Source organism: Rhizobium phaseoli, from assembly GCF_010668805.1.
GTDB classification, from domain to species: Bacteria; Pseudomonadota; Alphaproteobacteria; order Rhizobiales; family Rhizobiaceae; genus Rhizobium; species Rhizobium phaseoli_A.
In genome coordinates, this window is the sequence record NZ_WUFT01000011.1 from 76,892 (window position 1) to 90,252 (window position 13,361).

At 62.0% G+C, this 13,361-nt stretch carries 11 protein-coding genes and 2 pseudogenes; 7 read left to right on the plus strand and 6 right to left on the minus strand.

Annotated features, from left to right (window positions below; all coding sequences use genetic code 11):
- Positions 1-14 precede the first annotated feature (14 nt).
- Positions 15-215 (minus strand): annotated as a pseudogene (locus GR197_RS32360) (DUF6428 family protein); the annotation flags it as partial.
- Between GR197_RS32360 and GR197_RS18355 the strand changes: the two are divergent.
- Positions 206-502: pseudogene (locus GR197_RS18355) on the plus strand (ArsC/Spx/MgsR family protein); the annotation flags it as partial. The pseudogenes GR197_RS32360 and GR197_RS18355 overlap by 10 nt on opposite strands.
- Before the next feature lie 6 nt (positions 503-508).
- Here GR197_RS18355 and GR197_RS18360 read toward each other — a convergent pair.
- The 5 genes from GR197_RS18360 to GR197_RS18380 form a co-directional block, all read right to left on the minus strand.
- Complete coding sequence (locus GR197_RS18360; RefSeq protein WP_003593919.1) at positions 509-775, minus strand: hypothetical protein; 267 nt, start codon at positions 773-775, stop codon at positions 509-511.
- A 113-nt stretch (positions 776-888) separates the two neighbouring features.
- On the minus strand, positions 889-3,423 hold the full coding sequence (locus GR197_RS18365; protein ID WP_164012012.1) for a mechanosensitive ion channel family protein: 2,535 nt from the start codon (positions 3,421-3,423) through the stop codon (positions 889-891).
- Between the two features lie 190 nt (positions 3,424-3,613).
- Positions 3,614-4,165 (minus strand): DUF924 family protein, encoded by a 552-nt coding sequence (locus tag GR197_RS18370; RefSeq protein WP_164012014.1) that lies wholly within the window; start codon positions 4,163-4,165, stop codon positions 3,614-3,616.
- 255 nt (positions 4,166-4,420) lie between these two features.
- Positions 4,421-5,485 carry a histidine kinase dimerization/phosphoacceptor domain -containing protein gene (locus GR197_RS18375; protein WP_164012016.1) on the minus strand — a complete coding sequence of 355 codons (1,065 nt, stop codon included), beginning with the start codon at positions 5,483-5,485 and terminating at the stop codon, positions 4,421-4,423.
- Positions 5,486-5,650: 165 nt separating this feature from the next.
- Positions 5,651-7,096, minus strand: coding sequence for an MFS transporter (locus GR197_RS18380; RefSeq protein ID WP_164012018.1), 1,446 nt, complete (start codon positions 7,094-7,096; stop codon positions 5,651-5,653).
- A 541-nt stretch (positions 7,097-7,637) separates the two neighbouring features.
- Between GR197_RS18380 and GR197_RS18385 the strand changes: the two genes are divergently transcribed.
- From GR197_RS18385 to GR197_RS18410, 6 genes are all read left to right on the plus strand, one after another.
- Positions 7,638-8,963, plus strand: a complete 1,326-nt coding sequence (locus GR197_RS18385; RefSeq protein ID WP_164012019.1) for an ABC transporter substrate-binding protein — start codon at positions 7,638-7,640, stop codon at positions 8,961-8,963.
- A 134-nt stretch (positions 8,964-9,097) separates the two neighbouring features.
- Positions 9,098-10,066, plus strand: a complete 969-nt coding sequence (locus GR197_RS18390) for a carbohydrate ABC transporter permease (protein WP_164012021.1) — start codon at positions 9,098-9,100, stop codon at positions 10,064-10,066.
- Positions 10,063-11,016, plus strand: coding sequence for a carbohydrate ABC transporter permease (locus GR197_RS18395; RefSeq protein WP_164012023.1), 954 nt, complete (start codon positions 10,063-10,065; stop codon positions 11,014-11,016). The genes GR197_RS18390 and GR197_RS18395 overlap by 4 nt, the downstream gene beginning before the upstream one ends.
- Positions 11,013-11,225, plus strand: a complete 213-nt coding sequence (locus tag GR197_RS18400; RefSeq protein ID WP_164012025.1) for a hypothetical protein — start codon at positions 11,013-11,015, stop codon at positions 11,223-11,225. Before GR197_RS18395 ends, GR197_RS18400 begins: the two co-directional genes overlap by 4 nt.
- A gap of 3 nt (positions 11,226-11,228) precedes the next feature.
- A complete protein-coding gene (locus GR197_RS18405; RefSeq protein ID WP_164012027.1) occupies positions 11,229-12,326 on the plus strand; it encodes an ABC transporter ATP-binding protein in 1,098 nt (365 codons plus the stop codon).
- Positions 12,319-13,347: an ABC transporter ATP-binding protein gene (locus GR197_RS18410; RefSeq protein WP_164012029.1), complete on the plus strand. Its 1,029-nt coding sequence runs from the start codon at positions 12,319-12,321 to the stop codon at positions 13,345-13,347. The genes GR197_RS18405 and GR197_RS18410 overlap by 8 nt, the downstream gene beginning before the upstream one ends.
- Positions 13,348-13,361: the final 14 nt, after the last annotated feature.

A 13,361-nucleotide genomic window follows, 5' to 3' on the forward strand; every position in this document is an offset into this window, starting at 1 on the left:
ACAATGTGAAGTTTCTAGGCGCAGCAACCTCTCCGCACCGTGTTTGGGCCGCAGTAGGCGACGTTTGTTTTGCTTTCCTCCGCCAGCCACCGGTCACGCGGCGTGCAGCTTGTCTGCCGCGGTGAAAGCGCCACATGCACGGCACCGGCGCGGAGAAGGGGCGTCGCTGCGCAATAGAGCTGCATCGGCCGCACGCCGTCGCTGACTTCGAAGGATGATTGCCGATGCCGGCCTTACCGTACGCGACGCCATTCGCCAGAAGGATACGCCCTACGCCGAACTCGGCCTCGACGATCCTGATCTCAGCGACGACCAGCTTGTCGACGCCCTGCTCGCGCAGCCAATCCTGATCAACCGGCCGTTCGTCGTCACACCGCTCGGCACGCGTCTCTCACGGCCCTCCGAGCTGGTTCTGGAAATCCTGCCGGAAACCCACAAGGGCGCCTTCACCAAGGAAGACGGCGAGAAAGTCTTCGATGCCCGGGGGAAGCGGATCGACTGATCCCGCCTACTTGACGACCGCCGAGCCCTTGACGATTTCGATGGTCTCGCCGCCGTCGAGGCCGATGCGGTCGCCGTCGGGCGTCGTCATGAAACAGCCGGAGGAGCAGAGGCTTTCCGAAGCCCCGGCATCAACCACGACTTCGACGCGCTGACCGCTCTCGGTGATGACGAGCACCACGGCGGCTGGATCGGTGTTGGTGATGGATGCCGCCTGGACCGCGGGCGCGGCAAGCAGCGGGACAAGCAGAACGGCGGCAAACCTTGCCATCATGTGCGGCGGCGCTGGCGCGCCCTCCCCTCGAACGATCGGTGCTGCCCGCGGCAGCGATCCCGATTGCGAGAGATGATGCACATAGACCTGTGAATGATGGCTGAATGAGCCGTTCAGCTCTTCAGGCTGCCATCCGCCGTTCGCCCGCGCAGCTGCCGGACCGGCCGCTCGTCTTCCTCCATGGGCTTGTTCTTTGGATCGTCCCAGCCATCCGTCTGCTCCTTGACGGCATTGGCAAGGACAGGCGGAGCATCGCGATGGATGGTGAGGTCGCTCTGCGGCAGCGGGATCTCGATGCCCTCGGCTTTGAAGCGCCGGAGGATCTCGATCCTGAGATTGTTGCGCACCGTCATGCCGTCGCCCATGTCGGCGAGGAAGAAGCGTAGCTCGAAATCCAGGGAATAGGGGCCGAAGCGCAGGAATTCGACATGCGGCTCGGGATTGCGCATGACGAGCGGTATCTTGGCCGTCAACTCGAGCAGGATATCCATCACCTGCTGCGGATCGGCATTGTAGCTGACGGAAACCGGAATTTCCGAGCGGCCGATCCTGTTGCGATGCGTCCAGTTGCCGACCAGGCCGTTGATCAGCTCCGAATTCGGCACGATGATCGACTGCTTGCGGAAAGTCTCGATCTCGGTGGCGCGAACCGAGATGCGCTTGACGATGCCTTCGGCGGTGCCGGAAACGACATGATCGCCGACCTTGAACGGCCGCTCGACCAGCAGGATCAAGCCGGAGACGAAGTTGGAAACGATATTCTGCAGGCCGAAACCGATGCCGACCGAAAGTGCCGAGGCGACAAGCGCAAAGCTGGAGAGGTCGATGCCGGCGGCGGAAACGCCGATGATCGCCGCGATGCCGACGCCGAGATAGCCGATGCCCGTTTTGACCGAATTGCGCACGCCGAGATCGACATGGCTTCGCGCCATCACATTGCCGTCGAGCCAGCGCTGCAGCCAGCGCGTCAGCAGGTAGACGCCGGCAAATAACAGGATGCCGGTGCAGATGCCGAGCAGCGAGATGCTGATGCCGCCGAGCCTGACCTCGGTGAACAGCCTGTAGGCAAGGATCTGCAGGTCCTGCACATGGAAACCCCAGAGCAGCAGGATCAGCGGGATGCCGACGAGAAGCGCCACCGCATAGATCGCAAGGCCGACGAGCAGACCGGCCTGGTCGATTGCCACCGGCCCGAGCTTGAAGCGCCGCGTCAGGAAGCGCGCGAAGAAGGTGTCGCCAAAGCTCTCCTGCCTGGATATCGCCTTGCCGGAAAGCAGGCCGATATACATGGTGACGACGACCGCGCCGGTGACGATGAGCTGCGTGGCGACGAAGCGCGCCAGCCCCACATAACCGGTCAGCGCGGTGAGGATGAGGCCAGCGCCGACGACGCGCAGGATGATCGCCATGCCACGCGGCCAATGCCGGCCCGGCGCATCCGGATCGCCGTTCTTCGCCAGCATCGGCTTACCGAACGAGACCGAGATCAGGATCAGGCCGATGATCAACGCGGCAATCAGGCTTCTGACCACGGTCAGCACCAACGGCGAGCCCATCGTCTCTCCGACGGTCCCGAACAGATAATCGAGCGCATTGACGACGGCCATCGCCAGCAGGCAATAGCCGATCGAGCGCGCGCCGAGATTGGAAAGATGGACGAGCCGCCAGCGCGGTTCGTTCGGCGCGAAAATGGCGTTGACGAAGCGACCGACGAAATAAACAAGCCCGATCGCCCCGAACAAGGCGCCGATGACAGGTGCGATGTCGGGCCGCAGAACGTTGAAGCTATTGAGAAAGAAGAACGAGGTGACGAGCAGCACCGACAGCGCCAGGGTCCGGATCAGCGTCGACCAGAAGGCGATCGACAGCCGCCCGATATAGGACGGGTTTTCGACGGCTTCGTCGCGGCGCAGATACGAGCCAAACAGCCGGTAGCTGCCGGAAAGCAGGATCAAGGCTGAGGCGAGCGACAGGAAGATCGCGGCAAAAAGTGGAAAACGCTTGAATTTCCATACGAAGGCAGCCCAGCTCGACAGGGCTTGCGTGAACTCGCTGGCCTCATGCACGAAGGCGCTGGCGGCATCGTCGAGCACCGAGACCGAAATTTCGGTACGCCTGAGCAGCGTATCGGCAAACAACTGTCGCCGCATCTCGGTGATCTCGTTGACGAGCTTCGTCACCGTGATCGACAGGTTTTCGGCGTCGCCGGTCACCGCGTTGATCTGCGCGCGCTCACTGGCGAGCGCGTTACGCTCCTGGGTGACGATCCCGGCCTCCGGCGGCTGCCCGTCCTTCGGCGGATCGCCGATCTCGGTAAGCCGGTTCTTGATCTGGTCGAAGCGCGGCCTGAGATTGACCGATATGGTGATGACGGCGCGGCTGAGTTCGTCGGCCTTGGTCGCAAGCCCGACCAGGGCATCATCATCCTCGGCATTCTGCTTGACGCCGTCCTGGAGTGCCGTCAGTTGGACCTTGGCCTTGTCGATCTCTTTCGTCGCCTGGTCGAGCGGCGTGTCGGCAAGCGGCGCCTGCGCGGCTGACGATGCCTGCGGCTCCTGCGCGAAGGCGGCAGCACCCTTGAAATGCGCGCCGGCCACCGCCAGCATCAGCAGAATAATGGTGCGAAGCAGGATCGGTCTCAGCCGCAAAAGCGCCTCCGGAAAGATTTCGTCAGGATAGAATGCCAGCTTGTCATAGCAAAGAAAGGCGACAGAAAGGCGGAAGCGCCTGGAAAGGCCTAAAGCATGTCGCGCAAAAGTGTGAACCGGTTGCGAAAACGACATGCGTAGAACAAAGAACGAAAGCGCGACAAGTGAACCCGAAAGATCGCGACCCGCTTTAGAAACCCGCGCCTGGCGTCGAAAGATAGTCGCGTTCCCTGGGCGTCGGCTCCCGTCCCAACATGGCATTGCGATGCGGAAAGCGGCCATAGGCGGCGATCACGTCACGATGGCGGATCGCATAATCCAGATATTCCTCATCGCCGAGCGCGGTGAACAATGCCACCGACCCTTCCTGCTCATCAAGGTCTTCGGCATGTTCGAACGGCAGGTAGAAGAAGGTGCGGCAGGCAGATTCGACCGCCTGGTCGGCGCCGGCTGTAAGCGCGAGCTTGGCCTCCCGAAGCGCCAGCCCGTCGGTTGCGAAGGCCAGCGGCGTGCCGCGATAGATGTTGCGGGGAAACTGGTCGAGTACGATCACGGCCGCGAGCCGGCTTTCGGCATCGGCCCGCCATTCGTCACCGATACCCGCGGCAAGGGCGAGATGCGTATGGCGAAAGCCTTCGCGGATCTCCAGATCGAGTTCCGGCGGCGGGCGGAACCACAGCTCCCGGCCGCATCGAACGAACCAGAAATCGTAAACTTCCCGTGGCGTACGGATCGTCGTCATGCTCGCCTCCCCTGACGTTATGTTTGATAATGCGCTGTCGGTAAGCTATTGCAGAAAATGGATAATAGTGTGCCGTGTGGCCCCCTCATCCGCCTGCCGGCACCTTCTCCCCGCTGGGGCGAAGGGATACGCCGCCACCTCTCGATTCCCTCTTCTCCCCTCGGGGGTCCGAAGGACGGGCGAGACCTGCGGCTCGCCCCGGTTGGTGCCCGTAGGGCGGATGAGGGGGCCACACGGCACACCCTACACCGCCGCCTACTTCCCCTCATGCAACGAAAACACCAGCGTCGCCTTCGTCCCATCATGCCCGGGATCATAGGCGACATCCGATTTCAAGCTCGCGGCCATCGCCGTCAAAATACGCGCGCCGAGCCCCGTTCCCCTCGCCGGGCTCTCCGGATCGAACCCCGCCCCATCATCCTCGACGACAACCCTCAACGCCTCGTCCGTCTGATCGACAAAGACGCGGATCTCGCCCGGCACGCCGTCCGGATAGGCATATTTGAAGGCATTGGTGACGAGTTCGCTGACGATCAGCCCGAGCGTGATCACCTTGTCGGTCGCCAGATTGACCGGCTCGGCGGTCAGCACGACGCGGTGCGGCCGCTTGTCGTCGCGCATCGAGGCTTCGAGTTCGGTGAGCAGGCTGTTCAAATATTCATCCACCTGCACCGAGCCGACCTGACGGTTGGTATAGAGCCGGCGATGCACGCTGGCGATAGCGTTGATGCGTATCTGCGTTTCGTGCAGCGCGTCGATCGCCACCTGGTCTTTGGTCATCGAGGATTGCATGCGGATCAGCGCACCGACGAGGCCGAGGCTGTTGGCGATGCGGTGATTGACTTCGGCAAGCAGCATTTCGGCAAGGTCGCGCTGCTGGCGGATCATCTCCTGCGCCTGCGCCGTTTCGCGGCGAAACCGCGCCCGCTCCAGCGCCTGTTCGAGGGCGGCGGCAAGCAGATCGAAATAATCGGCCGAGATTCCCTTGAGCATGTAATCGTCGGCGCCGGCTTTGAGCGCCGCGACCGCGATGCTGGTATCGTCCGAGCCCGTCGCATAGATGACCGGCGGATGATCCGGTAGCGCCGTGATGCAGGGCAGAATGTCGAGGCCGGTCTCGTCAGCCAGGACATGATCGAGCACGACGGCGTCGAAGCCGCCGTTGCCGAGCCTGGCAAGGCCGGCCGCACCGTTCTCAGCCCATTCGACCGAAAAGCCGCGCTGGCCAAGGTTCTTCTGCATCAAGAGGGCGAGCCCCTCGTCGTCGTCGATATAGAGGATGTGGATCAGGGCATCCGCATCGCCGCTAGAATTGCTCATTCCGTCTCCCGGCTTTTTCTCGCAGCGACGACCGCCGGCAAGCGTCCGAGTCGTCCGCATTGCAATGTCGTATTGCATTGGCCGCCTGAGGTAAACAGCGGTTATCCCTCACTCTTGCAGCAGACAGCGCGGAACGGGATGGCGCCGATTGTTTCACAGGGCAGGCTAATTTTTCCGGAATTTCCGATGTCCGGATACTTCAGCCCCCGCCTCCGCCGGCAATTGCAGGAAACGCAGCACCGAGACCATGCCGATCGCGCCAACCACGACGAAAGCCCAGCGGAAATCGGCAAGGACGGGATTGTCTGCGCCTCTCAGAGCCGCGGCGATATTAAGCACCGCCGCCGCCACCGCCACGCCGAGCAGCATCGATACCTGCTGCAGCATGCTGGACAGCGTCGAGGCCGAGCTTCGTTGCGCCGGGCCGATATCGGCGAAGGCGAGCGTGTTCAGCGCAGTGAACTCCATCGACCGCGACAGGCCGGCGAGGAAAAGCAGCGCATAGGTGAAAAACAGCGGCGTTTCCGGCGAGAGAAAGCCGCAGGCGGCGATCGAAAGTGCGGCGATCAGCCCGTTGAACACAAGCACGAAGCGGAATCCAAAGAAGCGCAGGAGCGGCGTCGTCACCGTCTTCATGCCGAGATTGCCGAGGAAATAGACGAGCAGATAGGTGCCGGCGGCAATCGAGCTCAGCCCGAAACCGAGCTGGAACAGCAGAGGCAGCAGGAACGGCGTCGCATTGATCGCCACCCTGCAGGCCGTGCCTGCCGACAGCGTCGACATCGAGAAGGTCTGGACGCGGAAGGCCGAAAGGTCGAGCAGCGGATTGTCGACGGCGAGGAAATGCCGTGTCGCCATCACAGACAGCACGATGCCCGCCGCCAGCATTGATATGACGGGCAAAAGCCCGCCGTCCCATTTGACCGAAAGCTCCAGGGCGGCGAGCAGGAAAGTCAGCCCTGCCGCGCTCAGGATGAAGCCGACAAAATCCAGCCGGCCGGGATTGGCCTCGCGCTGCTCCGGCACGAAGCGCAGCACCAGCGCCATGCCGAGAATGCCGATCGGGATGTTGATGAGGAAGTTCCAGTGCCAGCTGGCATAGGTGGTGATGAAGCCGCCGAGCACCGGGCCGATTACCGGCGCCGTCAGCGCCGGCCATGTGATCAGCGCGATCGCCTGGACGAGTTCGGACTTGCGGGCGTTTTTCAGCACGATAATGCGCCCGACAGGCGTCATCAGTGCGCTGCCAGCGCCCTGGACGGCGCGCCAGAACACAAATTCCGCCAGGCTGCCGGACAGGCCGCAAAACAGCGAGGCGGCGGTAAAGACGGCGATCGACATCAGGAAGATACGGCGCGCACCGAACCTGTCGCCGAGCCAGCCCGACAACGGAATGAAGGCTGCCATCGTCAGCATGTAGACGGTGATGCCGATGCTCATCGACACCGGCTGCACGTTGAAGCTTGCCGCCATCTGCGGCAGCGAGGTGGCGACGATCGTGCCGTCGAGGATCTGCATGAAGAAGGAAACGGCAACAACCAGCGCCACGATCTTAGCCTGGCGGCCGCTTGCCGCCTCTTGCCCATTCTCGCTCGTCTCTGCCGTGGTCATCGATCTCACAATACGAATTGTCGGCGCGGCAGGAAAAAGGGAAGGAGAGCCGATCGGAGGATCTGCCGCGGGAAGCGCGCGAACGACGCCGCGCATTGGCTGAATACGCCCGTTGCATCAGGGCGGAAAGGCTAAATCTTGCAGTCGGACGGAATATTCCCGATACTCCAGGCGGTCGGTCCAAAGAAAAAGCCCCGCCGAAGCGAGGCCAAGTTTGAACCCTCCCGGGAAAACAGGAGCGGCATCGAGGTCCATATCCTGCGGCTCATATCGCAGCGAGGCCAGATTTCGTTCCTTTGGTACGCCTGCGACAAAATTTCCGGGATTTTCCGAAAATGTTTGGGTCGGACCCGCTGCCGCAGCGCTGTGCACCGCAGCGCTGTGCACCGCAGCAACGATTGCCGCTTGCAATGTTTATAAAAAGAGTTATCACTAAACATATTGCTAAACATGATGATTGAGGAGTTCATGTGAGCATTCTCTGAAATGGGTGAACATGCGACGCTGGCGGGGAGCCGGCCCTTGGTTCTGGGAGGAACTTATGCAGAAAACATCGAAAGCCCTTTTGGGGCTGGCTGCGGCATTCGTCATGTCGTCGGCATTGCCCAATCTCGCCAAAGCCGATGAACTGACGCTCTGCTGGGCCGCCTGGGACCCCGCCAATGCGCTGGTCGAGCTGTCGAAGGACTTCACCGCCAAGACCGGCACGCAAATGAAGTTCGAATTCGTTCCCTGGACGAGTTATGCCGACCGCTTCCTCAACGAGCTTAATTCCCATGGCAAACTCTGCGATCTCATCATCGGCGACAGCCAGTGGATCGGCGGCTCGGCCGAGAACGGCCACTACGTCAAGCTCAACGACTTCTTCGACAAGGAAGGCATCAAGATGGATGACTTCGTGCCGGCGACGGTCGTCGGCTACTCGGAATGGCCGAAGAATACGCCCAACTACTGGGCATTGCCTGCCATGGGCGATGTCGTCGGCTGGACCTACCGCAAGGACTGGTTCGAGAAGCCGGAACTGCAGAAGGAATTCAAAGCGAAATACGGCCACGATCTCGCAGCCCCGAAGACCTACGACGAACTGAAGCAGATCGCCGAATTCTTCCAGAAGCGCGAGATCGACGGCAAGACCGTCTACGGCGCCTCGATCTATACAGAGCGCGGCTCCGAAGGCATCACCATGGGCGTGACCAACGTCCTCTACGACTGGGGCTTCCAGTACGAGAACCCGAAGAAGCCTTACGACATGGAGGGCTTCGTCAACTCGGCCGATGCGGTCAAGGGACTGGAATTCTACAAGTCCCTTTATGATTGCTGCACACCGCCCGGCAGCTCGAACGTTTACATGGTCGAATCCGCCGATGCCTTCAAATCCGGCCAGGTTGCCATGCAGATGAACTTCGCCTTCACCTGGCCCGGCCTCTACAAGGACGAGAAGGTCGGCGGCGACAAGATCGGCTTCTTTCCCAATCCGGCTGAAAAGGCGCATTTCGCCCAGCTCGGCGGACAGGGTATCTCTGTCGTCTCCTATTCCGACAAGAAGGACGCAGCACTTCAATACATCAAGTGGTTCGCCCAGCCTGACGTTCAGGCCAAGTGGTGGGAACTCGGCGGTTATTCCTGCCTGAATTCCGTCGTCAATGCGCCAGGCTTTGCCAAGAGCCAGCCCTACGCCCAGGCCTTCCTGGACTCCATGGCGATCGTCAAGGATTTCTGGGCCGAGCCAAGCTATGCCACCCTCCTGCAGGATATGCAGAAACGCGTCCATAACTACGTCGTCGCCGGCAACGGCACAGCCAAGGAAGCCCTCGACGGTCTGGTGAAGGACTGGGAAGAAGTCTTCAAGGACGACGGCAAGATCTAGTGTCCGACCATAGGACGGGCGGCACCCCTCTGCGCGCCATCCTCACCAGGATGGCGGCCCGGATCGGCAAACGAGCCGGGCCGCCAGATCTTTCATATCTCCATAGCCCGACATCCCAAAGATCGGATGAAAACTTGACCATTTCCCATTCCTCCATCGTCGAGAATGCAGTCGATGCGACAGCAAGGGCAACGCCGGTCTCGGTCGCCCGGCGCGTCCGCGGCCTCTCCGACAGAGCGATCGCCTGGCTGTTCATCGCTCCGGCCATCATCCTGCTGCTGGCGATCAACATCTTCCCGCTGATCTGGGCAATCTATCTCTCGTTCACCAATTACCGCGCCAACCGGCCGAATGCGCCGGTTCAGGGAGTCGGCCTTGGAAATTACCAGCGCGTTCTGAACGACCCCGATATCTGGCAGGCGATGCAGACCACCGCGCATTTCGTCTTCTGGACCATCGTCCTACAGACGGTGATCGGCTTCAGCCTTGCCTATCTCATCGACCGCAAGTTTCGCGGCCATGCCTTCTGGACAACGATCATCCTGATCCCGATGATGCTGTCGCCCGCCGTTGTCGGCAATTTCTGGCGCTTTCTCTACGAGCCGCAAATCGGCCTCTTCGCCTATGCGGTGTCGCTGGTATCAGGCATTCCGACCTCGGATATCCAGATGCTCGGTAATGTCACTCTGGCGCCCTGGGCGATCATCATCGTCGATACCTGGATGTGGACGCCTTATGTGATGCTGATCTGCCTCGCCGGCTTGCGCTCGATCCCCGACTATATCTACGAAGCCGCCGAGGTCGACCGCGCCTCGCCGTGGCGCCAGTTCTGGTCGATCACCGTGCCGATGGCCCTGCCCTTCATCATGCTCGCCGTGCTCTTCCGCGGCATCGAGAATTTCAAGATGTTCGACATGGTGACGCTGCTCACCGGCGGCGGGCCGGGTTCCGTCACCGAGGTCGCCTCGATCACGCTGAAGCGCGTCGCCTTCGAAAGCTGGGCGACCGGCCGGGCCTCGGCTTTCGCCATCGTCCTCTTCGTCGCGGTGTTCGGCCTCGCCAACATCTATGTCAAGGCATTGAACAGGGTGAAGCAACGATGAGCGCCGCCAACTCAGCCCATTCGGTCGTCGAACCGAACCGTTCCAGCAAGCGCATCGCCGCCACGATCGTCATCCTCTATGCGCTGATCACTCTCATCCCGCTCGTCTGGATCTTCCTGACCAGCATCAAATCGCCGCCGGATTCGATCAGTTATCCGCCGAAGATCGTCTTCACGCCGTCGCTCGAAGGTTACTGCAACCTGTTCACCACGCGGACACGACAGACGCCCGACTATATCGCCTCGCTGCCGGCGCCGGTCGGCACCTGCGAGGAGGTGACGCGCAAGCGCAACATGGTGATCGCCGGCCCGTCGAATTTCCTGCCGCGTTTCGTCAATTCGCTGGTCATCGCCTTCGGCTCCACCTTCCTCGCGGTCTTCCTCGGCACGCTCGCCGCCTATGGCTTCTCGCGCTTCAAGGTGCCGCTTGCCGATGATCTGCTGTTCTTCATCCTGTCGACGCGCATGATGCCGCCGATCGCCGTCGCCATCCCGATCTACCTGATGTATCGCGAGCTCGGCCTGTCGGACACGGCCGTGGGCATGATCCTGCTCTACACTGCAGTCAACGTCTCGCTCGCCGTCTGGCTGCTCAAGGGTTTCATCGACGAGATCCCGCGCGAATACGAGGAAGCGGCGATGATCGACGGCTATACAAGGCTGCAGGCCTTCCGCAAGGTCGTGCTGCCACAGGCCACCACCGGCATTGCCGCGACCGCGATCTTCTGCCTGATCTTTGCCTGGAACGAATATGCCTTCGCCGCCCTGCTGACCTCGGGCGAGGCCCAGACCGCCCCGCCCTTCATCCCGACGATCATCGGCGAAGGCGGGCAGGACTGGCCAGCTGTTGCCGCCGGCACGACGATCTTCCTGATCCCGATCCTCGTCTTCACCATTCTCCTGCGCAAGCAGCTGCTGCGCGGCATCACCTTCGGAGCCGTCCGCAAATGACCCACCTGATCGAAACACGCACCCCTGCCCGCCCGAAACGGCCATTCTTCCTGCGCCGCGGCCCGATGGAGACCATCGCAACCGTTCTGATTGGCCTCGGCTTCATAATGCTGTTCCAGCCCTTCCTGCTGTTGCTCTACACCTATTCGCTGGTCACCCTGCTTGCGGGCACCGTCATGTTCATCATCGTCTCGAAATTTCCGGAGTGAACCATGGCGGATATCCGGATCGAAAATCTCCGCAAGGAGTTCGGCAGCTTCGTCGCCGTCCAGGATTCGTGCTTCACCGTTAATGACGGCGAGTTCCTGGCGCTGCTCGGGCCTTCAGGCTGCGGCAAGACCACCACGCTTCGCATGATCGCCGGCCTAGAGCTGCCGAGCAGCGGCAAGATCTATCTCGACGGCGAGGACGTCACCTTCAACCGCGCCAGCGCCCGCGACATCGCCTTCGTCTTCCAACTCTTCGCACTCTACCCGCACATGAACGTTCGCAGGAATATCGGTTTCCCGTTGCTGTCGCAGGGCATGGCCAAGGCCGAAATCCGTCAGCGTGTCGAAGAGACCGCTCGGCTGCTGCAGATCGATCATATTCTCAACCGCTCGGTCTCCGGCCTTGCCGGCGGCGACCGGCAGCGCGTGGCGCTCGGCCGCGCCATCGTCCGGCGTCCGAAATGCTTCCTGATGGACGAGCCGCTCGGTACGCTCGACGCCGAGTTCCGCGAGATCATGGTCCACGAGCTGCGTGAACTGCACAACCGCATCCACGCGACCACCGTCTACGTCACCCACGACCAGCACGAGGCGATGGCGATGGCCGACAAGATCGCCGTCATGAACCATGGCGTCATCGAGCAGTTCGGCACGCCGCAGGAAATCTACGCCAAGCCGGCGACCATGTATGTCGCCGATTTCATCGGCTCGCCGCCGATGAACTTCATGCGCTTCACCTCCGGCCTGAAAAGCGGCGACAAGTCCATCCTGCTCGACGGCGCCGATGTCGCCGTTCCCGAGATCCGAGAGGACATGGCCGAAAGCGAGCTGGCGCTCGGCGTGCGGCCAGAGCATATCCGCTTCAGCGACGCCTCGCGGCTGCGCGGCGCCGTCTACGGCAGCGAATATCTCGGCACCAACCAGGTCGTCGCTGTGGAAACCCCGGGCGGCCTGATCAAGGCCCGTGTTCCGGCCAATCGCAGCTTCCGGATCGGCGAAACCGTCGGCCTCGAATTCAACCCGGAAAAACTCGCGCTCTTCGACTGCATGTCGGGCCGTGCGGTGGCATCCTCGCTCTATCAGGAGACCCGGCATGGCTGATGTCATCCTCAGGAACCTCGCCAAACGCTTCGGCGATACCCAGGCCTTGGCTGACCTCAATCTTTCGATCCGCGACGGCGAGTTCGTCGTGCTGCTCGGTCCGACAGGCGCTGGCAAAACCACGACGCTGCGGCTGATCGCCGGCTTGGAAAAGCCGGATAGCGGCCGCATCGAGATCGGCGGCCGCAATGTCGCGGCCGAAGCGCCCGCCGAACGAGACGTCGCCTTCGTCTTCCAACAATATTCGCTCTATCCGCACATGACGGTTTACGAGAACCTCGCCTTCCCGCTGAGGGCGCCGGTCCGCAAGCTGAGCGCGGAGGAGATCGACCGGCGCGTCCGCGAGGTCGCCCGTATGGTCCGGATCGACCACAAGCTGGAGAACCGCTCGACCAAGCTTTCCGGTGGCGAGATGCAGCGTGTCGCCATCGGCCGGGCGCTGGTGCGCCGGCCGGCGATCTATCTGATGGACGAGCCGCTCTCCTCGCTCGACGCCAAGCTGCGCGCTGAACTGCGCCTGGAGCTGAAGCGCATCCAGAAGGAGATGGGCTCAACGTTGCTCTATGTCACCCACGACCAGGTGGAGGCGATGACCATGGCCGACCGCATCGGCATCGTCGCCGAGGGTCGGCTGATGCAAGTGGGAACACCGCGCGAGATCTATGGCAATCCCGCCAACCTGCATGTCGCCGCCCGCCTCGGCCAGCCGCATATCAACCTTCTGCCGGCGAACCTGCTTCCGGGCGGCCAGCCGCCGGCCGGCACGAAGACCGTCGGCGCCCGCACCGAGCATCTCGACATCGCAGTCGGCAAGGAAGCCAATGCCGAGATCGACTGGATCGAACATCTCGGCGACCAGAACCATCTGCACATCAGGGTTGCCGATCCCAAGCAGCCCGCGCGGGATCACAAGCTGGTGACACTTGCAGATCCATATCTGGCGATTGCGCCGGGTGACCGGATCAGCCTGACGCTGCGCGATCCGCTTTATTTCGATGCGGCTGGACAGCGCCTGTCCTGACCGGCAAACAGGCA

What these genes read in the sequence shown, in the direction of transcription:
- GR197_RS18360 (WP_003593919.1), bottom strand. Translation starts at nt 775, where the DNA reads ATGATGGCAAGGTTTGCCGCCGTTCTGCTTGTCCCGCTGCTTGCCGCG.
- GR197_RS18370 (WP_164012014.1), bottom strand. Translation starts at nt 4,165, where the DNA reads ATGACGACGATCCGTACGCCACGGGAAGTTTACGATTTCTGGTTCGTT.
- GR197_RS18375 (WP_164012016.1), bottom strand. Translation starts at nt 5,485, where the DNA reads ATGAGCAATTCTAGCGGCGATGCGGATGCCCTGATCCACATCCTCTAT.
- GR197_RS18380 (WP_164012018.1), bottom strand. Translation starts at nt 7,096, where the DNA reads ATGACCACGGCAGAGACGAGCGAGAATGGGCAAGAGGCGGCAAGCGGC.
- GR197_RS18385 (WP_164012019.1), top strand. Translation starts at nt 7,638, where the DNA reads ATGCAGAAAACATCGAAAGCCCTTTTGGGGCTGGCTGCGGCATTCGTC.
- GR197_RS18395 (WP_164012023.1), top strand. Translation starts at nt 10,063, where the DNA reads ATGAGCGCCGCCAACTCAGCCCATTCGGTCGTCGAACCGAACCGTTCC.
- GR197_RS18400 (WP_164012025.1), top strand. Translation starts at nt 11,013, where the DNA reads ATGACCCACCTGATCGAAACACGCACCCCTGCCCGCCCGAAACGGCCA.
- GR197_RS18405 (WP_164012027.1), top strand. Translation starts at nt 11,229, where the DNA reads ATGGCGGATATCCGGATCGAAAATCTCCGCAAGGAGTTCGGCAGCTTC.
- GR197_RS18410 (WP_164012029.1), top strand. Translation starts at nt 12,319, where the DNA reads ATGGCTGATGTCATCCTCAGGAACCTCGCCAAACGCTTCGGCGATACC.